Annotated in this window: 33 protein-coding genes; 3 read left to right on the top strand and 30 right to left on the bottom strand. The window is 67.7% G+C overall.

Features of this window, described 5'->3' with window-relative positions; translation table 11 throughout:
- Positions 1–73: 73 nt before the first annotated feature.
- The 30 genes from rplQ to rpsJ form a co-directional block, all read right to left on the bottom strand.
- Complete coding sequence (gene rplQ, locus M4J07_RS23250) at positions 74–571, bottom strand: 50S ribosomal protein L17 (RefSeq protein WP_018528369.1); 498 nt, start codon at positions 569–571, stop codon at positions 74–76.
- A gap of 82 nt (positions 572–653) precedes the next feature.
- Positions 654–1,676 (bottom strand): DNA-directed RNA polymerase subunit alpha, encoded by a 1,023-nt coding sequence (locus tag M4J07_RS23245; protein WP_003966937.1) that lies wholly within the window; start codon positions 1,674–1,676, stop codon positions 654–656.
- Positions 1,677–1,797: 121 nt separating this feature from the next.
- Positions 1,798–2,202 carry a 30S ribosomal protein S11 gene (rpsK, locus tag M4J07_RS23240; RefSeq protein ID WP_003948617.1) on the bottom strand — a complete coding sequence of 135 codons (405 nt, stop codon included), beginning with the start codon at positions 2,200–2,202 and terminating at the stop codon, positions 1,798–1,800.
- A gap of 65 nt (positions 2,203–2,267) precedes the next feature.
- Positions 2,268–2,648: a 30S ribosomal protein S13 gene (gene rpsM / locus M4J07_RS23235; protein WP_255974906.1), complete on the bottom strand. Its 381-nt coding sequence runs from the start codon at positions 2,646–2,648 to the stop codon at positions 2,268–2,270.
- Between the two features lie 213 nt (positions 2,649–2,861).
- On the bottom strand, positions 2,862–2,975 hold the full coding sequence (gene rpmJ / locus M4J07_RS23230; protein WP_003974245.1) for a 50S ribosomal protein L36: 114 nt from the start codon (positions 2,973–2,975) through the stop codon (positions 2,862–2,864).
- A gap of 59 nt (positions 2,976–3,034) precedes the next feature.
- Positions 3,035–3,256: a translation initiation factor IF-1 gene (infA, locus tag M4J07_RS23225; protein WP_003948620.1), complete on the bottom strand. Its 222-nt coding sequence runs from the start codon at positions 3,254–3,256 to the stop codon at positions 3,035–3,037.
- A gap of 159 nt (positions 3,257–3,415) precedes the next feature.
- The gene (map, locus tag M4J07_RS23220; RefSeq protein WP_255974905.1) at positions 3,416–4,252 is read right to left on the bottom strand and encodes a type I methionyl aminopeptidase; all 837 of its coding nucleotides are present in this window, start codon (positions 4,250–4,252) and stop codon (positions 3,416–3,418) included.
- A gap of 115 nt (positions 4,253–4,367) precedes the next feature.
- A complete protein-coding gene (locus tag M4J07_RS23215) occupies positions 4,368–5,015 on the bottom strand; it encodes an adenylate kinase (protein ID WP_255974904.1) in 648 nt (215 codons plus the stop codon).
- Complete coding sequence (gene secY, locus M4J07_RS23210; RefSeq protein WP_255974903.1) at positions 5,015–6,328, bottom strand: preprotein translocase subunit SecY; 1,314 nt, start codon at positions 6,326–6,328, stop codon at positions 5,015–5,017. Before secY ends, M4J07_RS23215 begins: the two co-directional genes overlap by 1 nt.
- A gap of 235 nt (positions 6,329–6,563) precedes the next feature.
- On the bottom strand, positions 6,564–7,019 hold the full coding sequence (gene rplO / locus M4J07_RS23205) for a 50S ribosomal protein L15 (RefSeq protein WP_111663854.1): 456 nt from the start codon (positions 7,017–7,019) through the stop codon (positions 6,564–6,566).
- A gap of 2 nt (positions 7,020–7,021) precedes the next feature.
- A complete protein-coding gene (gene rpmD, locus M4J07_RS23200; protein WP_052580766.1) occupies positions 7,022–7,201 on the bottom strand; it encodes a 50S ribosomal protein L30 in 180 nt (59 codons plus the stop codon).
- Entirely contained in the window at positions 7,201–7,806 is a 606-nt protein-coding gene (gene rpsE / locus M4J07_RS23195; RefSeq protein ID WP_207824967.1) for a 30S ribosomal protein S5, read from the bottom strand. The genes rpmD and rpsE overlap by 1 nt, the downstream gene beginning before the upstream one ends.
- A 41-nt stretch (positions 7,807–7,847) precedes the next feature.
- The gene (gene rplR / locus M4J07_RS23190; protein ID WP_188337376.1) at positions 7,848–8,231 is read right to left on the bottom strand and encodes a 50S ribosomal protein L18; all 384 of its coding nucleotides are present in this window, start codon (positions 8,229–8,231) and stop codon (positions 7,848–7,850) included.
- A 3-nt stretch (positions 8,232–8,234) separates the two neighbouring features.
- The gene (rplF, locus tag M4J07_RS23185; RefSeq protein ID WP_164321728.1) at positions 8,235–8,774 is read right to left on the bottom strand and encodes a 50S ribosomal protein L6; all 540 of its coding nucleotides are present in this window, start codon (positions 8,772–8,774) and stop codon (positions 8,235–8,237) included.
- A gap of 24 nt (positions 8,775–8,798) precedes the next feature.
- The gene (gene rpsH, locus M4J07_RS23180) at positions 8,799–9,197 is read right to left on the bottom strand and encodes a 30S ribosomal protein S8 (RefSeq protein ID WP_018528360.1); all 399 of its coding nucleotides are present in this window, start codon (positions 9,195–9,197) and stop codon (positions 8,799–8,801) included.
- Positions 9,198–9,406: 209 nt separating this feature from the next.
- The gene (locus M4J07_RS23175) at positions 9,407–9,592 is read right to left on the bottom strand and encodes a type Z 30S ribosomal protein S14 (protein ID WP_003956452.1); all 186 of its coding nucleotides are present in this window, start codon (positions 9,590–9,592) and stop codon (positions 9,407–9,409) included.
- A gap of 5 nt (positions 9,593–9,597) precedes the next feature.
- Entirely contained in the window at positions 9,598–10,155 is a 558-nt protein-coding gene (gene rplE, locus M4J07_RS23170) for a 50S ribosomal protein L5 (protein WP_255974902.1), read from the bottom strand.
- A complete protein-coding gene (rplX, locus tag M4J07_RS23165) occupies positions 10,155–10,478 on the bottom strand; it encodes a 50S ribosomal protein L24 (RefSeq protein WP_030685463.1) in 324 nt (107 codons plus the stop codon). The genes rplE and rplX overlap by 1 nt, the downstream gene beginning before the upstream one ends.
- Before the next feature lie 2 nt (positions 10,479–10,480).
- Positions 10,481–10,849, bottom strand: coding sequence for a 50S ribosomal protein L14 (rplN, locus tag M4J07_RS23160; protein WP_003974257.1), 369 nt, complete (start codon positions 10,847–10,849; stop codon positions 10,481–10,483).
- Positions 10,850–11,024: 175 nt separating this feature from the next.
- Positions 11,025–11,309, bottom strand: coding sequence for a 30S ribosomal protein S17 (gene rpsQ / locus M4J07_RS23155; RefSeq protein ID WP_111663851.1), 285 nt, complete (start codon positions 11,307–11,309; stop codon positions 11,025–11,027).
- On the bottom strand, positions 11,309–11,533 hold the full coding sequence (gene rpmC, locus M4J07_RS23150) for a 50S ribosomal protein L29 (RefSeq protein WP_010036720.1): 225 nt from the start codon (positions 11,531–11,533) through the stop codon (positions 11,309–11,311). Before rpmC ends, rpsQ begins: the two co-directional genes overlap by 1 nt.
- The gene (rplP, locus tag M4J07_RS23145) at positions 11,533–11,952 is read right to left on the bottom strand and encodes a 50S ribosomal protein L16 (protein ID WP_055553500.1); all 420 of its coding nucleotides are present in this window, start codon (positions 11,950–11,952) and stop codon (positions 11,533–11,535) included. The genes rpmC and rplP overlap by 1 nt, the downstream gene beginning before the upstream one ends.
- A 5-nt stretch (positions 11,953–11,957) precedes the next feature.
- A complete protein-coding gene (rpsC, locus tag M4J07_RS23140; protein WP_255974901.1) occupies positions 11,958–12,788 on the bottom strand; it encodes a 30S ribosomal protein S3 in 831 nt (276 codons plus the stop codon).
- Positions 12,788–13,135 carry a 50S ribosomal protein L22 gene (rplV, locus tag M4J07_RS23135; RefSeq protein ID WP_009997296.1) on the bottom strand — a complete coding sequence of 116 codons (348 nt, stop codon included), beginning with the start codon at positions 13,133–13,135 and terminating at the stop codon, positions 12,788–12,790. Before rplV ends, rpsC begins: the two co-directional genes overlap by 1 nt.
- A 42-nt stretch (positions 13,136–13,177) precedes the next feature.
- Positions 13,178–13,459, bottom strand: coding sequence for a 30S ribosomal protein S19 (rpsS, locus tag M4J07_RS23130; RefSeq protein ID WP_030788278.1), 282 nt, complete (start codon positions 13,457–13,459; stop codon positions 13,178–13,180).
- A gap of 12 nt (positions 13,460–13,471) precedes the next feature.
- The gene (gene rplB / locus M4J07_RS23125) at positions 13,472–14,308 is read right to left on the bottom strand and encodes a 50S ribosomal protein L2 (protein ID WP_255974900.1); all 837 of its coding nucleotides are present in this window, start codon (positions 14,306–14,308) and stop codon (positions 13,472–13,474) included.
- A gap of 38 nt (positions 14,309–14,346) precedes the next feature.
- Positions 14,347–14,766 carry a 50S ribosomal protein L23 gene (rplW, locus tag M4J07_RS23120; protein WP_255974899.1) on the bottom strand — a complete coding sequence of 140 codons (420 nt, stop codon included), beginning with the start codon at positions 14,764–14,766 and terminating at the stop codon, positions 14,347–14,349.
- Positions 14,766–15,419 (bottom strand): 50S ribosomal protein L4, encoded by a 654-nt coding sequence (gene rplD, locus M4J07_RS23115; protein WP_255974898.1) that lies wholly within the window; start codon positions 15,417–15,419, stop codon positions 14,766–14,768. The genes rplW and rplD overlap by 1 nt, the downstream gene beginning before the upstream one ends.
- Positions 15,420–15,426: 7 nt before the next feature.
- The gene (rplC, locus tag M4J07_RS23110; RefSeq protein ID WP_255974897.1) at positions 15,427–16,071 is read right to left on the bottom strand and encodes a 50S ribosomal protein L3; all 645 of its coding nucleotides are present in this window, start codon (positions 16,069–16,071) and stop codon (positions 15,427–15,429) included.
- An 18-nt stretch (positions 16,072–16,089) separates the two neighbouring features.
- Positions 16,090–16,398, bottom strand: coding sequence for a 30S ribosomal protein S10 (gene rpsJ, locus M4J07_RS23105; RefSeq protein ID WP_003948644.1), 309 nt, complete (start codon positions 16,396–16,398; stop codon positions 16,090–16,092).
- A 503-nt stretch (positions 16,399–16,901) separates the two neighbouring features.
- Between rpsJ and M4J07_RS23100 the strand changes: the two genes are divergently transcribed.
- The 3 genes from M4J07_RS23100 to M4J07_RS23090 all read left to right on the top strand — a co-directional run bounded on the left by M4J07_RS23100 (position 16,902) and on the right by M4J07_RS23090 (position 20,866).
- Complete coding sequence (locus M4J07_RS23100) at positions 16,902–17,849, top strand: LysR family transcriptional regulator (protein ID WP_255974896.1); 948 nt, start codon at positions 16,902–16,904, stop codon at positions 17,847–17,849.
- 68 nt (positions 17,850–17,917) lie between these two features.
- The gene (locus tag M4J07_RS23095; RefSeq protein WP_255974895.1) at positions 17,918–19,267 is read left to right on the top strand and encodes a carbohydrate-binding protein; all 1,350 of its coding nucleotides are present in this window, start codon (positions 17,918–17,920) and stop codon (positions 19,265–19,267) included.
- A 102-nt stretch (positions 19,268–19,369) separates the two neighbouring features.
- Complete coding sequence (locus M4J07_RS23090) at positions 19,370–20,866, top strand: ADP-ribosylglycohydrolase family protein (protein WP_308284768.1); 1,497 nt, start codon at positions 19,370–19,372, stop codon at positions 20,864–20,866.
- The last annotated feature ends 299 nt before the right edge of the window (positions 20,867–21,165 follow it).

The following is a 21,165-nucleotide window of genomic DNA, read 5'->3' as shown; positions in this document are numbered from 1 at the left end:
ATACCCGGGGGAAACGGAAAAGCGGGCCCGCCCCCACAGGGACGGACCCGCTCAACACTCGAGGCTGGAAGCCTCAGGCGTCCTTGGACTCCTCGGCGGCCTCGGCCGGCTTGGCGTCCTCGACGACCTCGGCGGCCGGAGCGGCAGCCTCGGCGTCCTTGGCGGCACGCTTGGTGGCGGCCTCGGCCTCACCGGTGGCCTGCTGCGCGACCGTCAGGGCCTCGACCAGCTCGATGACAGCCATGGGCGCGTTGTCGCCACGACGGTTACCGATCTTGGTGATACGGGTGTAACCACCCGGACGGTTCTCGTAGCGCGGGGCGATCTCGGTGAAGAGCGTGTGGACGACGCTCTTGTCCGTGATGACCGTGAGCACCTGACGGCGGTTGTGAAGGTCGCCCTTCTTCGCCTTGGTGACCAGACGCTCCGCGTACGGGCGCAGACGACGGGCCTTGGCCTCGGTCGTCGTGATCTTGCCGTGCTCGAAGAGGCTCTTCGCGAGGTTCGCGAGGAGCAGCTTCTCGTGCGCGGCGCTGCCGCCCAGACGGGCACCCTTGGTGGGCTTCGGCATGGTGTTTCTCCTAGGTGTCTGCCCCGGCCGTATCAGGTACCGGGGTCAGGGCCCCACAGACGGATGCCTGCGGGCAGTCACATCAGTACTGCTCGGTCTCCACGAAACCGGCGTCCGCGTCGTCGTCGGCGCCGAAGGCGTCGGCGGCGGCGGTCGGGTCGAAGCCGGGAGGCGAGTCCTTCAGGGCGAGGCCCATACCGGCCAGCTTCGCCTTGACCTCGTCGATCGACTTCGCACCGAAGTTGCGGATGTCGAGCAGGTCGGCCTCCGAGCGGGCCACGAGCTCACCCACGGAGTGGATGCCCTCGCGCTTGAGGCAGTTGTACGACCGAACGGTGAGCTCCAGCTCCTCGATCGGCAGCGCCAGATCGGCGGCGAGCGCGGCGTCCGTCGGGGACGGACCCATGTCGATGCCCTCGGCGTCGATGTTCAGCTCGCGGGCGAGACCGAACAGCTCGACCAGCGTCTTACCGGCGGACGCCATGGCGTCGCGCGGCCGCATGGCCTGCTTGGTCTCGACGTCGACGATCAGCTTGTCGAAGTCGGTGCGCTGCTCGACACGCGTGGCCTCGACCTTGTACGTGACCTTCAGAACCGGCGAGTAGATCGAGTCGACCGGGATGCGCCCGATCTCCTGACCGACCTGCTTGTTCTGGACGGCGGAGACGTAGCCGCGACCGCGCTCGACGGTCAGCTCCATCTCCAGCTTGCCCTTGCCGTTCAGCGTGGCGAGGACGAGGTCGGGGTTGTGCACCTCGACACCGGCCGGGGGCGCGATGTCGGCGGCGGTGACCAGACCCGGGCCCTGCTTGCGCAGGTACATCACGACCGGCTCGTCGTGCTCCGAGGAGACGACCAGCTGCTTGATGTTGAGGATCAGGTCGGTGACGTCTTCCTTGACGCCCGGCACGGTGGTGAACTCGTGCAGGACACCGTCGATACGGATGGACGTGACCGCCGCACCCGGGATCGAGGAGAGAAGGGTCCGGCGGAGGGAGTTGCCGAGGGTGTAACCGAAGCCCGGCTCCAGCGGCTCGATCACGAACCGGGACCGGAACTCGTCGACGACCTCTTCGGTCAACGAGGGACGCTGAGCAATCAGCATGAAATGCATCCTTCAGTCATGGGCACCCACTATTTGATGCCCGACTTGTACTGCAAGGGTACGGGCGGCACGGCCCGAAAGAGCCGTACCGCCCGAAATCCTCTGACCAAGCGGTCGTGCGTCAGACGCGACGACGCTTGGGCGGACGGCAGCCGTTGTGCGGCGTGGGCGTCACGTCCTGGATCGAGCCGACCTCAAGACCGGTCGCCTGGAGCGAACGGATGGCGGTCTCGCGACCGGAACCCGGGCCCTTGACGAAGACGTCGACCTTGCGCATGCCGTGCTCCTGCGCGCGACGGGCGGCCGACTCGGCAGCCATCTGCGCGGCGAACGGCGTGGACTTGCGGGAGCCCTTGAAGCCGACGTGGCCGGCGGAGGCCCACGAGATCACGTTGCCGGTCGGGTCCGTGATGGACACGATCGTGTTGTTGAACGTGCTCTTGATGTGCGCGTGGCCGTGAGCGACGTTCTTCTTTTCCTTGCGGCGCACCTTCTTGGCAGCGCCCTGACGACCCTTGGGGGGCATGTCGTTCTCCTACAGGGAGGTGGTCGGTCCTACAGCGAAGACCGCTGAAAAGCGTCCGCTGTGGACTACTTCTTGCCCGGCTTCTTCTTACCGGCGATGGCGCGACGCGGGCCCTTGCGGGTACGAGCGTTCGTGCTGGTGCGCTGACCGCGGACCGGCAGGCCGCGACGGTGACGCAGACCCTGGTAGCAGCCGATCTCGACCTTGCGGCGGATGTCGGCCTGAATCTCGCGACGGAGGTCACCCTCGGTCTGGAAGTTCTGGTCCACGTACTCGCGAAGCTTGACGAGGTCTTCCTCGCTCAGGTCGCGAACACGGATGTTGCGGTCCACACCGGTGGCGTCCAGCGTCTGCTGGGCGCGGGTACGACCGATACCGAACACGTACGTGAGGGCAACCTCGACGCGCTTGTCGCGCGGGAGGTCAACACCTTCAAGGCGTGCCATTCATGGCTCCTGTTGATACTCGGAGGTCTGCAGCAGAACCGCTCCCATCCGCCGTTCCCTCCGTCAAAGGAGAGTCGGTACGAACTGGGTCCTCGGCCTCCGACCGAGGGTGTCGCCACGGTGGAGGATTCCACCGCCGGCGGGTTCTGCGTATGTACTCAATGTGCTGCGTCGCGCGAACTCTGCGAACGAACTGCAGTTAACGGGTCTGCGTCAGCCCTGGCGCTGCTTGTGGCGCGGGTTGTCGCAGATCACCATGACCCGACCGTGACGGCGGATCACCCTGCACTTGTCGCAGATCTTCTTGACGCTCGGCTTGACCTTCATGGGTGAGGTTCTCCGGGTCAGTTGCCGGCGGCCCGCAGAAAGCGGAGCTCGGGCAAGATCTACTTGTACCGGTAGACGATCCGGCCACGCGTCAGGTCGTACGGAGACAACTCCACCACGACCCGGTCGTCAGGGAGGATGCGGATGTAGTGCATGCGCATCTTGCCGCTGATGTGTGCCAGGACCTGGTGGCCGTTCTGGAGCTCCACCTTGAACATGGCGTTCGGAAGAGACTCGACGACAGTGCCTTCGATCTCGATGGCACCTTGCTTCTTGGCCACGCTTCGCCCTTCGAATCGACTACCTTGATCGACTCTTGCTTGACATGCGGACATGCCAGTACACGAGAGCCGACGAGTCAGTCTACGTCAGTACCCCCAGAAAGACGAATCCAGGGATTCTGCCCTACCACAAAGATCACTAAGCACACCAACAGGGGCCTAACCCAGCGGGTCGGGGGCCGCCGTCACGCCCATCTCCGCCAGCTTCGCCTTGCCGCCGTCCGGCGCCGTCAGCACCAGCGGGCCCTCCTCGGTCAGCGCGACCGAGTGCTCCCAGTGCGAGGACCAGGTTCCGTCCGTCGTGATGACGGTCCAGTCGTCCTCCAGGACCTCGGTGCGCGGGGTGCCGAGGGAGACCATCGGCTCGATCGCGAGGCAGAAGCCGGGGACCAGCTTCGGGCCCTTGCCGCGGCGGCGCTCCACGTAGTTCAGCAGGTGCGGGTCCATGTGCATCTCGGTGCCGATGCCGTGGCCGCCGTAGTCCTCGACGATCCCGTACTTGCCGCCGCCGGGCTTGGGCTGGCGGCGGATGTACGTCTCGATGGCGCGGGAGATGTCCACCAGCCGGTTACCGGCCTTCATCGCGGCGATGCCCGCCCACATCGACTCCTCGGTCACCCGGGACAGCTCGATCAGCTCCGGGGAGTGACCGGAGCCGACGAACGCGGTGTACGCGGCGTCGCCGTGCCAGCCGTCGATGATCGCGCCGCAGTCGATCGAGATGATGTCGCCGTCCTCCAGGACGACCTTCTCGCTCGGGATGCCGTGGACCACGACCTCGTTCTTCGAGGTGCAGATCGTGGCGGGGAAACCGCCGTAACCGAGGAAGTTCGACTTCGCCCCGTGCTCGGCGATGACCTTGCGGGCGACCTCGTCCAGGTCCCGGGTGGTCGCGCCCGGCACGGCCGCCTCACGGGTCGCGGCGTGGATCGCCGCGACGACAAGCCCCGCCTCCCGCATCTTGCGAATCTGGTCGGGGGTCTTGATCTGCACCATGGGGGCCTGCGCTCTCCGTCATCCGGTACGAGGGTTTACGTACCCACCAACACTAAGGCCGCGGTCCCCCCGACGGGGAACCGCGGCCTCAGCCACGTACAGAAGAAGAGCGGGACTAGCGTCCCAGGGCCTCCATGGCCCGCGCCGTGACCTCCTCGACCTTGCCGAGGGCGGAGATCGTCACGACGAGCCCCTGCTCCCGGTAGTAGTCGATGATCGGCTCGGTCTGCGTGTGGTAGACCTCGAGCCGCTTGCGCACGGTCTCTTCCTTGTCGTCGTCGCGCTGGTACAGCTCGCCGCCGCAGACGTCACAGACGCCCTCGGACTTCGGCTGCTTGTACGCGACGTGGAAGACGTGCGCCGAGTCGTTACGGCAGATGCGGCGGCCGGCGATGCGCTTGACCACCTCGTCCTCGGGGACCTCCAGGTCCAGAACCGCGTCCAGCTTCACGTCGTCGGCCTTGAGGGCGACGTCCAGCGCCTCGGCCTGCGAGACGTTGCGGGGGAAGCCGTCGAGCAGAAAGCCGTTCACGGCGTCCTGCTGCTCCATGCGGTCCTTGGCCATCCCGATGGTGACCTCGTCCGGAACCAGCTGGCCCGCGTCCATGTAGGACTTCGCCTGCTTGCCGAGGTCCGTGCCCTGGCTGATGTTGGCACGGAAGAGGTCGCCCGTGGAGATGTGCGGGATCGACAGGTTCTGGGCAAGGAACGCGGCCTGCGTTCCCTTGCCGGCACCAGGCGGCCCGACGAGGACGATTCGCATCAGCGGAGGAACCCTTCGTAATTGCGCTGCTGGAGCTGGCTCTCGATCTGCTTCACCGTCTCCAGACCAACACCCACGATGATGAGGATGCTCGTACCGCCGAACGGGAAGTTCTGGTTTGCCCCGAAACCAACCAACGCCATCGTCGGTACGAGAGCGATCAGACCCAAGTACAGCGAACCCGGCCAGGTGATCCGGTTGAGCACGTACGAAAGGTACTCAGCGGTCGGTCGGCCAGCCCGGATGCCCGGGATGAAGCCACCATACTTCTTCATGTTGTCCGCGACTTCCTCGGGGTTGAACGAGATCGCCACGTAGAAGAACGCGAAGAAAACGATCAGGAGGAAGTACGTGACGATGTAAATCGGGTGATTTCCCTTGGTCAGGTGGTCGTCGATCCACACCTTCCACTGCGAGTCGCCGCCTGCGAACTGAGCGACGAGTGCGGGGATGTAGAGGAGGGACGACGCGAAGATGACAGGGATCACACCTGCCTGGTTCACCTTGAGCGGGATGTACGTAGACGTACCGCCGTAGGAACGGCGGCCGATCATGCGCTTCGCGTACTGGACCGGAATACGGCGCTGGGCCTGCTCGACGAAGACCACCAGGCCGACCATGACCAGGCCGACGAGGATGACGGTGCCGAACTCGATCCAGCCGTCGGCCAGCGAACCCTGCTGCTTGATGGCCCAGAGGGCGGACGGGAACGTGGCGGCGATCGAGATGAACATCAGGATCGACATGCCGTTGCCGATACCGCGGTCGGTGATCAGCTCGCCGAGCCACATCATCACGCAGGTACCGGCGGTCATCGTGATGACCATCGTGATGGTGATGAAGATCGACTGGTCGGGCACGATCTGGCTCGCGACGGGGCAGCCCTGGAAGAGGGCGCCGGTCCGGGCGGTGGCGACGAGGCCCGTGCCCTGGAGGATGGCGAGCGCGACGGTCAGGTAACGCGTGTACTGCGTGATCTTCGCCGTACCGGCCTGGCCCTCCTTCTTGAGGGCTTCGAGGCGCGGGATCACCACGGTGAGCAGCTGCAGAATGATGCTCGCGGTGATGTACGGCATGATGCCGAGCGCGAAGACCGTGATCTGCAGCAGCGCGCCACCGCTGAACATGTTGACGAGACCGAACAGGCCGGTGTTGGAGCTGGCCTGGTCCATGCATGTCTGGACATTGCCGTAATCCACGCCGGGAATCGGGATGTGCGCCCCGAGCCGGTAGATGACGACGATGCCGAGCGTGAAGAGCAGCTTCTTGCGCAGGTCGGGCGTCTTGAACGCCCGGGCGAACGCGGTGAGCACGGTGCCTCCTGCGACCCCCGCGCGCGTGCGTCAGAGGTGACGGTCTTGAGGATTCGACGAATGGGTAACGGTCAAAACCCGGGATTGGTGCCGGGGGCACACAACAGCCCGGAAATTAACAGCGGACGCCACCTTACCGGCGTACATGCCCCCCTAGGAACGACCAACCGGGGATACCCCATTTGTGGGGTATCCCCGGTCGGGATCGCTCACGTCATCGAGACGTCCGAGTGACTCAGACGAGCTCGGTGACCGTACCGCCCGCGGCGGTGATCTTCTCCTTGGCGGAGCCGGAGACGGCGTCGACCGTCACCTGCAGCGCCACGGTGATCTCGCCCTGGCCCAGGACCTTGACGAGGCTGTTCTTACGGACAGCACCCTTCTCCACCAGACCCTCGACGGTGACTTCGCCACCCTCGGGGTACAGCGAGGCGAGCTTGTCCAGGTTCACGACCTGGAACTCGACCTTGAAGGGGTTCTTGAAGCCCTTCAGCTTCGGGAGACGCATGTGGAGGGGCATCTGGCCACCCTCGAAGCGCTCCGGAACCTGGTAACGGGCCTTCGTGCCCTTGGTACCACGACCGGCCGTCTTACCCTTCGACGCCTCACCACGACCGACACGGGTCTTGGCGGTCTTGGCGCCGGGGGCCGGACGGAGGTTGTGGATCTTCAGCGGGTTGTTCTCCGCCATGATCAGACCTCCTCAACCGTCACGAGGTGGCGGACGGTGTGCACCATGCCGCGGAACTCGGGGCGGTCCTCCTTGACGACCTGCGTGTTGATGCCCTTGAGACCAAGGGAACGCAGGGTGTCACGGTGGTTCTGCTTGCTGCCGATGTACGACTTCACCTGCGTGATCTTGAGCTGCGCCATTACGCACCAGCCCCGGCACGCGCACGGAGCAGAGCCGCGGGGGCAACGTCCTCGAGGGGCAGACCACGGCGAGCCGCGATCTCCTCGGGGCGCTGCAGACCCTTCAGGGCCTCCACGGTCGCGTGCACGATGTTGATCGCGTTGTCGGAGCCCAGGGACTTCGACAGGATGTCGTGAACGCCGGCGCACTCGAGCACGGCGCGCACCGGACCACCGGCGATAACACCGGTACCCGGGGACGCGGGCTTGAGCAGCACGACGCCGGCAGCCTTCTCACCCTGAATCGGGTGCGGGATGGTGCCCTGGATACGGGGGACCTTGAAGAAGTGCTTCTTGGCCTCCTCAACACCCTTGGCGATGGCGGCCGGCACCTCCTTGGCCTTGCCGTAACCGACACCCACGGTGCCGTCACCGTCGCCCACTACGACGAGCGCAGTGAAGCTGAAGCGACGACCACCCTTCACAACCTTGGCGACGCGGTTGATCGCGACAACGCGCTCAACGTACGCGGTCTTCTCGGCGGCGGCGTTGCCACCGTCGCGACCCTTCCGGTCCCGCCGCTCGCCGCCACCGGCACCGCCACCGCGGCGCTGGGGTCCAGCCATTGGAATTACCTCTCTCTGTTTCCGCTAGCTACGGAACCGGCTCAGAACTTCAGGCCGGCTTCGCGGGCGGCGTCCGCCAGGGCGGCGATGCGCCCGGCGTACTGGTTACCACCACGGTCGAACACGACAGCCTCGACACCGGCGGCCTTGGCGCGCTCGGCGACCAGGGCGCCGACCGACTTGGCCTGGGCGGACTTGTCGCCCTCGCCACCGCGGATCGAAGCGTCCAGGGTCGAAGCGGACGCGAGGGTGTGACCCTTCACGTCGTCGATGACCTGGGCCACGATGTTGCGGTTCGAGCGCGTCACGACCAGGCGCGGACGCTCAGCCGTACCCGAGATGTGCTTACGGATACGAATGTGACGACGCTTGATGGCAGCACGCTTGTAAGCGTCGCCCTTAGCAATCTTCTGCCCGTATGCCATGGCTTACTTACCCGCCTTTCCGACCTTGCGGCGGATGACTTCGCCCTCGTACTTGACGCCCTTGGCCTTGTACGGGTCGGGCTTGCGCAGCTTGCGGATGTTGGCCGCAACCTCGCCGACCTTCTGCTTGTCGATGCCCTCGACCGAGAACTTGGTCGCCGATTCGACCTTGAACGAGATGCCCTCGGGCGCCTCGACCAGGATCGGGTGGCTGTAGCCGAGCGAGAACTCCAGGTTGGAGCCCTTCGCCAGAACGCGGTAACCGACACCGCTGATCTCGAGCTTCTTCACGTAACCCGTGGTCACGCCGGTGATCATGTTCGCCACCAGCGTGCGGGACAGGCCGTGCAGGGCCTTGTTCTGACGCTCGTCGTTCGGGCGGGTGACGTTCAGAACGCCGTCCTCACCCTTGGCGATCTCGATCGGCGCCACGACGGTGTGGGTCAGGGTTCCCTTGGAGCCCTTGACCGTGACCGTCTGGCCGTCGATGGTGACGTCCACGCCGGCGGGAACCGTGATGGGGAGCTTGCCAATACGCGACATAGCTGTTTCCTCCGTTCCCTTCCGCTACCAGACGTAGGCGAGGACTTCCCCACCCACGCCCTTCTTGCCTGCCTGCTGGCCGGTCAGGAGACCGTGCGACGTGGAGATGATCGCCACGCCCAGGCCACCGAGGACCTTCGGCAGGTTGGTGGACTTCGCGTAAACGCGCAGACCCGGCTTGGAGATGCGCTTGATGCCGGCGATCGAACGCTCACGGTTCGGGCCGAACTTCAGCTCGAGGACGAGGTTCTTGCCGACCTCGGCGTCCTCGACCTTCCAGCCGGTGATGAAACCCTCCTGCTGGAGGATCTCGGCGATGTGCGACTTGATCTTGCTGTGCGGCATAGCCACGGTGTCGTGGTACGCCGAGTTCGCGTTCCGCAGACGCGTAAGCATGTCTGCGATCGGATCAGTCATGGTCATGAATTGGCCTTCGGCCTCTCTCGCCGGGGTTTCCTGTATGCGCCATCCCTCTCCCCACACAGGGGCGGGACGGGTGCGGCGCGGGGACCTACGGCGTAGTAAGTCGGTCAGGGCGGCAGACGCCCAACCCTCCTAGCCTAAGCCATGAGAGCAGGGGCCTCTGCCGACCCTTTACTTACCGAGAGATCCAAATAGTCCCAACTAGGGGACTACCAGGAGCTCTTGGTCACGCCCGGCAGCTCGCCACGGTGAGCCATCTCACGAAGGCACACGCGGCAGAGGCCGAACTTGCGGTACACGGAGTGCGGGCGGCCGCAGCGCTGGCAGCGGGTGTACGCACGCACACCGAACTTGGGCTTACGAGCAGCCTTGGCAATAAGAGCCTTCTTCGCCATCTCGCTTACGCCTCCTTGAACGGGAAGCCGAGGTGACGAAGGAGGGCGCGGCCCTCGTCGTCGTTGGTCGCCGTGGTGACCACGGTGATGTCCATACCCCGGACGCGGTCGATCTTGTCCTGGTCGATCTCGTGGAACATGACCTGCTCGGTCAGACCGAAGGTGTAGTTGCCACGGCCGTCGAACTGCTTGGGGGACAGACCACGGAAGTCGCGGATGCGCGGAAGCGCGAGCGACAGGGTGCGGTCCAGGAACTCCCACATGCGGTCGCCACGGAGCGTGACGTGGGCACCGATCGGCTGGCCCTCACGCAGCTTGAACTGCGCGATGGACTTGCGGGCCTTGGTGATGGCCGGCTTCTGACCGGTGATCGTCGTCAGGTCACGGACGGCACCGTCCATGAGCTTCGAGTCACGGGCGGCGTCGCCGACACCCATGTTCACGACGATCTTCACGAGACCGGGGGTCTGCATGACGTTCTCGTACGAGAACTCTTCCTGCAGCTTGGCCGCGATCTCCTCGCGGTACTTCGTCTTGAGACGCGGAGTGGTGGTGGTCGTCATCAGATGTCCTCACCCGTCCGCTTGGCAACGCGGATCTTGTTGCCCTCGTCGTCGAAGCGGTAACCGACGCGCGTGACAACCTTGTTGCCGTCCTTCTCCACGACCAGCTGGACGTTGGAGACGTGGACGGGGGCCTCGGTGGTCACGATGCCGCCGGCCTGCGAGCCGCTGGCGGTCGGGCCGGCCTTCGTGTGCTTCTTGACCCGGTTGACACCCTCGACCAGGACGCGCTCCTCGCGCGGGTAAGCGGCAATGACCTTGCCCTGCTTGCCCTTGTCCTTACCGGTGATGACCTGGACCAGGTCGCCCTTCTTGATCTTCATGCTTACAGCACCTCCGGCGCGAGCGAGATGATCTTCATGAACTTCTTCTCGCGCAGCTCACGGCCCACCGGGCCGAAGATACGGGTGCCGCGAGGGTCGCCGTCGTTCTTCAGAATGACGGCGGCGTTCTCGTCGAAGCGGATGTACGAGCCGTCCGGACGGCGGCGCTCCTTGACGGTGCGAACGATGACCGCCTTGACGACGTCACCCTTCTTCACGTTGCCACCGGGGATCGCGTCCTTGACGGTGGCGACGATGACGTCACCGATGCCCGCGTAGCGGCGACCCGAACCACCGAGAACACGGATGGTGAGGATTTCCTTCGCACCCGTGTTGTCGGCGACCCGAAGTCGCGACTCCTGCTGGATCACGTCTATCTCCTGATCGTCTGCCGGTTCCCGGCAGGGGTTCTGGAACGAACCCCTGCCGAGCCTGGCGGAACTGTCCTGCGGAGTTTCCCGCAGGAATTACTTGGCCTGTCGCAGGCGAAGACCCGCGCCCCGGGAACGGGGCGAGGGGCAGCGGGGGCGGATGGCCCCCGCTTGATTACTTCGCCTTCTCCAGGATCTCGACGACGCGCCAGCGCTTCGTCGCGGACAGCGGCCGGGTCTCCATGAGGAGGACACGGTCGCCGACGCCCGCGGCGTTCTGCTCGTCGTGCGCCTTGAGCTTGTTCGTACGGCGGATGACCTTGCCGTACAGCGCGTGCTTGACGCGGTCCTCGACAGCGACGACGACGGTCTTGTCCATCTTGTCGCTGACGACAAGACCCTCACGGGTCTTGCGGAAGCCGCGGGCGGCAGTCTCTTCAGTCACAGTCTTCTCGCTCATCAGGCGCTCTCCACCGTCTCGATGCCCAGCTCGCGCTCACGCATGAGGGTGTAGATCCGCGCGATGTCCTTGCGGACGGCCTTGAGCCGGCCGTGGTTCTCGAGCTGACCGGTCGCCGCCTGGAAGCGGAGGTTGAACAGCTCTTCCTTGGCCTCGCGGAGCTTGTTGAGAAGCTCCTCGTTGCCCAGCTCGCGCAGCTCGGACGCCTTGGTCCCGGCCGACATCACGCCTCACCTGCTTCGCGCTTAACGATCTTGCACTTCATCGGCAGCTTGTGGGCCGCACGAGTCAGGGCTTCACGCGCGATCTTCTCGTTGGGGTACGACAGCTCGAACATCACGCGTCCGGGCTTGACGTTGGCGATCCACCACTCCGGCGAACCCTTACCGGAACCCATGCGGGTCTCGGCAGGCTTCTTGGTGAGGGGACGGTCCGGGTAGATGTTGATCCAGACCTTGCCGCCACGCTTGATGTGACGCGTCATGGCGATACGAGCGGCCTCGATCTGACGGTTCGTCACGTACGCCGGGGTGAGGGCCTGAATGCCGTACTCACCGAACGCAACCTGCGTGCCACCCTTGGACATACCGCTGCGCTTCGGGTGGTGCTGCTTGCGGTGCTTGACCCTACGGGGGATCAGCATTTCGGTCAGGCCTCCGTTCCGGTGCTCTCAGCCGGAGCAGCGGCGGGCGCCTCGGCCTTGGGGGCCTCGGCGGCCGGAGCCGACTGCTGCGGCTTGCGACCGCGACCGCCACGCTCGCCACCACGGCCACCACGGGCCGGGCGGTCGTTGCCGCCACGGGCCGGACGGTTGCCGGCGCGGGCTGCGGCGTTCTCGGCGCGAACCTCGGCGATGTTCTTGACGTCGCCCTTGTAGATCCAGACCTTCACGCCGATGCGGCCGAAGGTCGTCTTGGCCTCGAAGAAGCCGTAGTCCACGTTGGCGCGGAGCGTGTGCAGGGGCACGCGGCCCTCGCGGTAGAACTCCGAACGGGACATCTCGGCACCGCCGAGACGACCGCCACACTGGATCTTGATGCCCTTGGCGCCCGCCTTCATCGCCGACTGCATGCTCTTACGCATGGCGCGACGGAAGGAGACGCGGGAGGACAGCTGCTCCGCAACGGCCTGGGCCACGAGCTGAGCGTCGACCTCGGGGTTCTTGACCTCGAGGATGTTCAGCTGGACCTGCTTGCCCGTGAGCTTCTCGAGGTCACCGCGGATGCGGTCGGCCTCGGCGCCACGGCGGCCGATGACGATGCCGGGACGAGCGGTGTGGATGTCCACCCGCACGCGGTCACGGGTGCGCTCGATCTCAACCTTCGAGATGCCGGCGCGCTCCATGCCGGACGTCATCATCCGACGGATGGCGACGTCTTCCTTGACGTAGTCCTTGTACAGCTTGTCGGCGTACCAACGCGACTTGAAGTCGGTCGTGACACCGAGCCGGAACCCGTGCGGGTTTACCTTCTGGCCCATTACCGGGTTCCTTCCTTGCTGCTGACGACCACGGTGATGTGGCTGGTCCGCTTACGGATCCGGTAGGCACGGCCCTGAGCACGCGGACGGAACCGCTTCAGGGTCGGGCCCTCATCCACGTACGCCTCGCTGATGACCAGCGTGGAGGCGTCGGTGTGGTCGTAGTTGTGCGCGGCGTTGGCAATGGCGCTGTCCAGCACCTTGCCGACCGGCACGCTCGCGGCCTGCGGGGCGAAACGCAGGACCGCCTGAGCCTCCGTGGCATCCATGCCACGGATGAGGTCCACCACGCGGCGGGCCTTCATGGGCGTGACGCGGATGTACCGCGCCTGGGCCCTGGCTTCCATGGTTGTCCCTTCGGTGTTAGTCATAGTCGATTCCACCCCGCCTTAGCGGCGCTTCGACTTCCGGTCGTCCTTGACGTGACCCCGGAAGGTGCGCGTCGGCGAGAACTCGCCGAGCTTGTGGCCGACCATCGACTCGGTGACGAACACCGGGATGTGGGTCTTGCCGTTGTGCACCGCGATCGTGTGGCCCAGCATGCTGGGGATGATCATCGAGCGGCGGGACCAGGTCTTGATGACGTTCTTGGTACCGGCTTCGTTCTGAGCGTCCACCTTCTTTACGAGGTGGCCGTCAACGAAGGGTCCCTTCTTGAGACTGCGCGGCATCTAAACCCGCTCCTAGCGCTTCTTGTTCGACTTGCGGCGGCGGACGATGTACTTGTTGCTCGCCTTGTTGCGATCACGAGTACGACCCTCCTTCTTGCCCCACGGCGAGACCGGGTGACGACCACCGGAGGTCTTGCCTTCACCACCACCGTGCGGGTGGTCGACCGGGTTCATCACGACACCACGCACGGTCGGGCGGACGCCCTTCCAGCGCATGCGGCCGGCCTTGCCCCAGTTGATGTTCGACTGCTCGGCGTTGCCGACCTCGCCGACGGTGGCGCGGCAGCGCGCGTCGACCAGGCGGATCTCACCGGAAGGCATACGAAGGTGGGCCATCGTGCCCTCCTTCGCCAGCAGCTGCACGGAGGCACCCGCGGAGCGGGCGAACTTGGCGCCACCACCGGGACGGAGCTCGATCGCGTGGATCGTGGTACCGACCGGGATGTTGCGGAGCGCCAGGTTGTTGCCGGGCTTGATGTCGGCCGCCGGGCCGTTCTCGACCACGGCGCCCTGGGCGAGCCCACGCGGGGCCAGGATGTAGCGCTTCTCGCCGTCCGCGTAGTGCAGGAGCGCGATGCGCGCGGTGCGGTTGGGGTCGTACTCGATGTGAGCGACCTTGGCCGGCACGCCGTCCTTGTCGTGACGACGGAAGTCGATCACGCGGTAGGCGCGCTTGTGTCCGCCACCCTGGTGGCGAACGGTCACGCGACCGGAGTTGTTACGACCGCCCTTGCTGTGCAGGGGGCGGACCAGCGACTTCTCCGGCGTGGACCGCGTGACCTCGACGAAGTCGGCGACGGAGGAGCCACGGCGGCCCGGCGTCGTCGGCTTGTACTTGCGGATTCCCATTTCTCAGTCCTCGTCCGATATTCGGACCAGGGTCTCCGTTAGGAGGCCTGGCCGAAGATGTCGATACGGTCGCCCTCAGCAAGGGTCACGATCGCGCGCTTGGTGTCGGCACGCTTGCCGAACCCGGTGCGCGTGCGCTTGCGCTTGCCCTGACGGTTGATCGTGTTGACGCCGGTGACCTTGACCGAGAAGACCGTCTCGACGGCCTGCTTGATCTGGGTCTTGTTGGCGCCGGGGGCCACGATGAACGTGTACTTGCCCTCGTCGAGGAGCGCGTACGACTTCTCGGAGACGACCGGCTTGACGAGAACGTCGCGCGGGTCCGAGAAGGACTTGCTCAGCGGGGTGGGCTCAACGGCGATCTTGCCCTCGGTCGCGATGCGCTTCGCCTTGGCGACGCGCGCGGCCTTCGCGGCCTTCGCAGCCTTGGACGCGATGCTCTGGTGACGGATAGCCATCAGGCTTCGCTCCCTTCGGTGTCATTGGCCTTCGGGCCGGACACGAAGGACTCGAAAGCGGCCTGGGTGAAGACCACGTCGTCCGAGACGAGAACGTCGTACGTGTTCAGCTGGCCCGGCTCCAGAATGTGGATCTGGGGCAGGTTGCGGGCGGAGAGCCACGCGGCCTCGTCGGCGCGGTCGACGACCAGGAGCAGGTTCTTGCGCTCCGAGATCTTGCCGAACAGCGTCTTGGCGGCCTTCGTGGAGACCTCGCCCTCGACCACGCCGGTGACGACGTGGATGCGAGCGTTGCGGGCCCGGTCGGTGAGGGCGTGGCGCAGGGCCGCGGCCTTCATCTTCTTCGGGGTCCGCTGCGAGTAGTCACGCGGCTGCGGGCCGTGGACGACGCCACCGCCGGCGAACTGCGGCGCACGGGTCGAGCCCTGACGGGCGCGGCCGGTGCCCTTCTGGCGGTAAGGCTTCTTGCCACCACCGCGGACTTCGCCACGGCGCTTGGTCTTGTGCGTGCCCTGACGGGCAGCAGCCAGCTGCGCGACGACGACCTGGTGAAGCAGCGGAACGCTGATCTTCTCTACGTCGAAGATCTCCGCGGGGAGGTCGACGGTCCCGGTCTTGTCGCCTGCCGGCGAAAGGATGTCAATGGTGCTCATCGGTTCCTCAAACCCCCTTGGCCGCGGTACGGACCAGGACGAGGCCACCGTTCGGACCGGGAACTGCGCCCTTGATGAGGAGCAGACCCTTCTCCGCGTCAACGGCGTGAACGGTCAGGTTCTGGGTGGTCACACGCTCGTTACCCATGCGACCGGCCATGCGCATGCCCTTGAAGACACGGCCCGGGGTGGCGCAGCCACCGATGGAACCGGGCTTGCGGTGCACGCGGTGCGCACCGTGGGAAGCCTTGCCGCCATGGAAGTTGTGACGCTTCATGACACCGGCGAAGCCCTTGCCCTTGCTCTTGCCGGTCACGTCGACCTTCACGCCGGCCTCGAAGGTCTCGGCGGTGATCTCCTGGCCGAGGGTGTACTCGCTGGCACCAGCGGTACGGATCTCGACGAGGTGACGACGGGGGGTGACGTCGGCCTTGGCGAAGTGGCCCTTGAGGGGCTTGTTCACCTTGCGCGGGTCGATCTCGCCGAACGCGATCTGGACGGACTCGTAGCCGTCGGTGTCGTTCGTGCGGACCTGGGTCACGACGTTGGGGCCGGCCTTGACGACGGTGACCGGAACAACACGGTTGTTCTCGTCCCACACCTGCGTCATGCCGAGCTTCTCGCCCAGGATGCCCTTGATCTGCTTAGCCATCTCTCAGATCACCGGCCTTCAGAGCTTGATCTCGATGTCGACACCGGCCGGGAGGTCGAGTCGCATCAGGGAGTCAACGGTCTTGGGCGTCGGGTCGAGGATGTCGATCAGGCGCTTGTGCGTGCGCATCTCGAAGTGCTCGCGCGAGTCCTTGTACTTGTGCGGCGACTTGATGACGCAGTACACGTTCTTCTCGGTAGGCAGCGGCACCGGGCCCGCGACCGACGCACCAGTGCGAGTCACCGTCTCGACGATCTTCTTCGCCGAAGAGTCGATGACCTCGTGGTCGTAGGCCTTGAGCCGGATGCGGATCTTCTGTCCCGCCATGGCTACTTAGTAGTCCTGTCTCTCGAAACGCTCTGGCTCCTGGGGGCCCTGTTTCACACTTCCTCCGACCCACGCGGTCGGGCGTGTCGCAGTCTTGCTCACAGAAATATCCGTACGGATTTCCCTGCTAACAGGAACCGCGGCCCTGGGCCACATGGACTGGGGGAAGAAACCCACCAGGCGCCTGGTCTCGCCCCGCGCTGAGCTTCCCGAAAGATTCCCGTACGTCCGCCCCAGCGCTGCCGCAAGCGACAGATAGGGCGACGAGTACTGTGGGACTCGCTTCCGGTCCTCCCGGCGGGAGGCGCGCAGCATCGGCACTCAACCGAGCAACCCCGACAGTCTGCCATACGGGGCACGTCCGGGGCCAATCGAGCCGAAGAGAGTACCCCCTGAGTGACGAAGGTCAAACCAGGGGTGTCCGCGCCCCGCAGCCCCCGTCACCGCGCATTGGCCTGTACCAGCCCCTTGCTCCTGCTGCTCCTACGCCCCAAGCTCCCTTCATGGAGCTGGAGTTGCGGCATCTGAGGACGGTCCGGACGATCGCCGATGCGGGCAGCCTCACCCGGGCGGCGACCGTGCTGGGCCTCGCGCAGCCCGCGCTGAGCGCCCAGCTCAGGCGGATCGAGCGGGCCCTCGGCGGGGAACTGTTCGAGCGCGGTCGGCACGGTGTACGAGCCACGGCCCTCGGCGAGCTGGTCCTGGAGCGGGCCAGGATCGTGCTGCCGGCCGTGTCCGGGCTGCAACAGGAGGCGATCCGGTTCGCCGCGGCCCGGCCCGGCCGCGAGCGGCTCCGGCTCGGCGGCACGCACGGCCCGCTGCTCGGCGCCCTGGTGGACCGGCTGGCCGGAGCGCTGCCGGACACCGCGGTGACGACCCGCGCCTCCTGGTCCGAGGGCGAGCTGGCCGCGGACCTGGACCAGGGCCGCCTCGACTTCGCCCTGCTCGGCACCTGCGGCTCCGCCCCGCCGCCAGGACCCGCCCACCTGGAGTGGCGGGAGATCGCCCTCGACCCGGTCTGCGCGATGCTCCCGGACGGCCACCCGCTGGCCGGGGCCGCCGAGCCGGAGCTCACCGCGTTGGCCGACGAGGCGTGGGCCTGCGTGCCCGGCGACGGCTGCTTCGCGGACTGCTTCGGCGCGGCCTGCGCGCGGGCCGGCTTCACCCCGCGCCGGATGTACGAGACGGACACCGCGTCCTGCGTGCACCTGGTGCAGGTGGGGCGCGCAGTGGGGCTGTGCAGGGCCACGTTCCCGCCGACCCCGGGGATCACCGTCCGCCCGCTCGCCGGGGCCCCGCTGCTGTGGCGGCACCTGCTGGGGCTGCACCCCGCGGCCCAGCACCCCGACACCGCCGGGCTGGTCCTCGCCCAGGCCCGCGCCGCGCACGCGGACACCGTCCGCACGGCCGCCGCCGGAGCTTCCATAACGCCGGCCCCCGGGGTCGGCTGACCTCTTATGCGGCCCGATCCGGCCTCCTACGGTTTCGGCACCTCCCCACCGACAACCGAGGAGACGCCATGCTCCACAGACGCACCAGGGCCGTGTGTGCGGCCCTGACGACGTCCGCCGCGCTGTTCGTCGCGGGGCTCGGCAGTTCCGCGAGCGCCGACCCCGCCCCCTCCCCCGCCCCCACGGCCGCCGAGACCCTCGGCGCCGACCAGGCACCGCCCGCCCTGCTGAGCGCCCTGCAGCGGGACCTCGGCCTCGACCGTGCGCAGGCGCGGGAGCGGCTGGCCAACGAGGCGGCGGCGGGCGCCACCGCGGGCGCCCTGCGGCTCTCGCTCGGCCGGGACTTCGCGGGGGCCTGGGTGCGCGGCGCCGAGTCCGCCGTGCTGACCGTGGCGACGACCGACGCCGCCGACGTGCCGGGCATCGAGGCGGCGGGCGCCCGCGCCGCCGTCGTACGCCACCCGCTGGCCGCGCTCGACGCCGCGAAGGCCCGCCTCGACCGGGCCGCGGGCCACCGCGACACCACCGCCACCCCGGTCTGGTACGTCGACGTAGCCACCAACTCCCTTGTGGTGGAGGCGAGTCGGCGCGGTCCCGTGTCCGCGCTGCTGGAGTCCGCCGCGGTCGACGAGGGCCTGGTGCGGGTCGTCGCGTCGACGCAGCGGCCCCGGCCGCTGTACGACCTGCGGGGCGGGGACGCGTACTACATCGACAACTCCAGCCGCTGCTCCATCGGCTTCCCGGTGACCCGCGGCACCCAGCAGGGCTTCGCCACGGCCGGGCACTGCGGCCGGGCGGGCAGCAGCACCACCGGGTCCAACCGGGTCGCCCAGGGCACCTTCCAGGGCTCGATCTTCCCTGGGAACGACATGGCGTGGGTGGCCGCCAACTCCTCCTGGACCGCGACCCCGTACGTGAACGGGTCGAGCGCCCAGGTCGCCGGGTCCACGCAGGCGACGGTCGGCTCCTCCGTGTGCCGCTCGGGCTCCACCACCGGCTGGCACTGCGGCACGATCCAGCAGCTGAACACCAGCGTCACCTACCCCGAGGGCACGATCTCCGGAGTGACCCGCACCTCGGTCTGCGCCGAGCCGGGCGACTCCGGCGGCTCGTTCATCTCCGGCAGCCAGGCCCAGGGCGTCACCTCGGGCGGCTCCGGCAACTGCACCAGCGGCGGCACCACGTACTTCCAGCCGATCAACCCGCTGCTGCAGACCTACGGGCTGACGCTGAGGACCACGGGCGGCGGCGCCCCGGGCGAGCCCGGTGAGCCCGGCGGCACCTGGGCGTCCGGCACCGTCTACCAGCCGGGCGCCACCGTGACGTACGGCGGCGGCACGTACCGCTGCCTCCAGGGCCACCAGGCGCAGCCGGGCTGGGAGCCGCCGAACGTGCCCGCGCTGTGGCAGCGGGTGTGACCCCCGCCTGAGGGCAGGGCCCGGAGCGGCTGGTGACGACGGGGAAGCGTGTGTTTGGCTGTGACGGATCTTCCTGCGAGAGCCGTCAGAGGGGAACTGCACGTGAGTCAACCGGCCGGTCCGGGCCCGCACTTCGTCCCGCGGAAGCCCATCAATCCACGGTTCGAGGAGGACCTGGCGTTCCACTCCGTGAGCGGGCCCGACCGGTACGCGGACACGACCGGGCTGCCCGTCCGGTACGTCGCCGTGGCCGACGCGAAGGGCACCGTCACCGGGTACGTCTGGGCGAACGACGAGGACGGCGCGGCCGGCCAGATCGACCGCAGGGACGCCGGGAACCAGGCGGTGAGCCTGCGATCCCGCCTCGACGACGCCAAGGCCCGCGGCCTCGCCCCGGTCGCGGCGCTGCGCGAACTGGTCGCCGCGGCCGGACCGGGCCATCTGGTGGCCGGGCCGCTCGCCACCGCCCCGCACCTGCGCCTCCTGGACGACCTCGCGGACCGGCCCGCCCCGGAGCGCCGGTGGTCCGCGGCGCGCGGCGCCCTCGTCGGGCTCGCGCTCGGCGACGCCATGGGCCGACCGCTGTCCACCCTGCCCCTGGACCGGATCACGGCCACGTACGGCACCTGGTCGACGATGGAACTCCCGCTGTACGACGGGGAGTCGGTGCGCGTCTCCGACCAGACGCAGCTCGCCCTCGCCGTCGCCGAGGGGCTCGCCGAGGTCGCCGTCAGGGTGCCCCTGACGGAAGCGGAGGCCCGGCACAGCCTGACCACGCGCGGCGCGTTGCCCGCCCCGCCCTGGATCACCCCCGGGGCCGTCGCCGCCGCCCTGCGCACCCACCTGGTCCGCTGGCTGCGCGCCCCCGACAACGACCGGGCCCCCGGCCGCACCACCGTCGACGCCTGCACGGCGCTGGCCGGGGAGACGCCCTGGCAGGCGGCGTCCGCCCTGACCTCCAAGGGCTGCGCCGGCGTGGTCAGGGCCGCCGCCGTCGGGCTCGCCCCGTACCTGAGCGCCGAACAGCGGGCGGGCGTCGCCCAGTTGCAGTCCGCGCTCACCCACGGCCATCCGACCTCGCTGGCCGCGAGCGACCTCGCCGCGCACGCCGTCCACCTCCTGGCGCACGGCTGCCCGCCCGCCGACCTGCTGCCCCGCCTGCGCGCCCACGCGGCCGCGTCCCGCTGGACGTACCGCACGGACTGGCTCGGCGACCTGGCCGTACGGGCGGGCGCGGCGAGCCCCGCCGCCTTCGTCGCACCGGGCTGGGACGAGTGCCTGACGGCACTGGACACCGTGGCCACGGCGGTCGCCGCCAAGGACCCGGACCGCGACCCCGGATCCGCCGTCGGCACCGCCTGGACCGCCGACGAGGTCCTGGCCGGCGCCCTGTACGCCTTCCTGATCACCGACGCCCGCCCCCGCGACACCCTGCGCCGCGCAACCCACACCTCCGGCGCCTCGGCCGCGACGGCGGCCCTGGCAGGCGCCTTCGCGGGCGCCCACCGCGGCACGGCGAACTGGCCGCAGGAGTGGCAGGGGGCCGTGGAGTACCGGGAGCGGATCGAGAAGGTGGGGGCGGCCTGGGATCGGGCCTGAGGAGGGGCATGTCGCCCCGCGCAGGACTGCCCGGGCCGCATTCGACCTGGTCGATGGCCCCGAGGAGCCCCCGCCCCTTCCGGGTGAACGGAACATGTACGCGCATGGAACCCGTGCCGCTCGGTGACCCTCTAGCCAGGTGAACCACCTGAACAGAGGCGAGCGCCCCACCGACCGCTGCCTCCACAGCGGACGGAGTGAGCGCCACCGTGCGGAAGCGACCTGCGATACCGAGGCCCGAAAAGCCCGTTAAGAGACCAATCTCCGCGGGTCTCTCGCGTCGCGGCATGCTGCTCGGC

The sequence above is a fragment of the Streptomyces longispororuber genome, assembly GCF_024448165.1.
Classification (GTDB): domain Bacteria; phylum Actinomycetota; class Actinomycetes; order Streptomycetales; family Streptomycetaceae; genus Streptomyces; species Streptomyces longispororuber_A.
The sequence above is the reverse complement of the archived record's forward strand: the minus strand, read 5'-3'. Positions and strand labels throughout refer to the sequence as shown.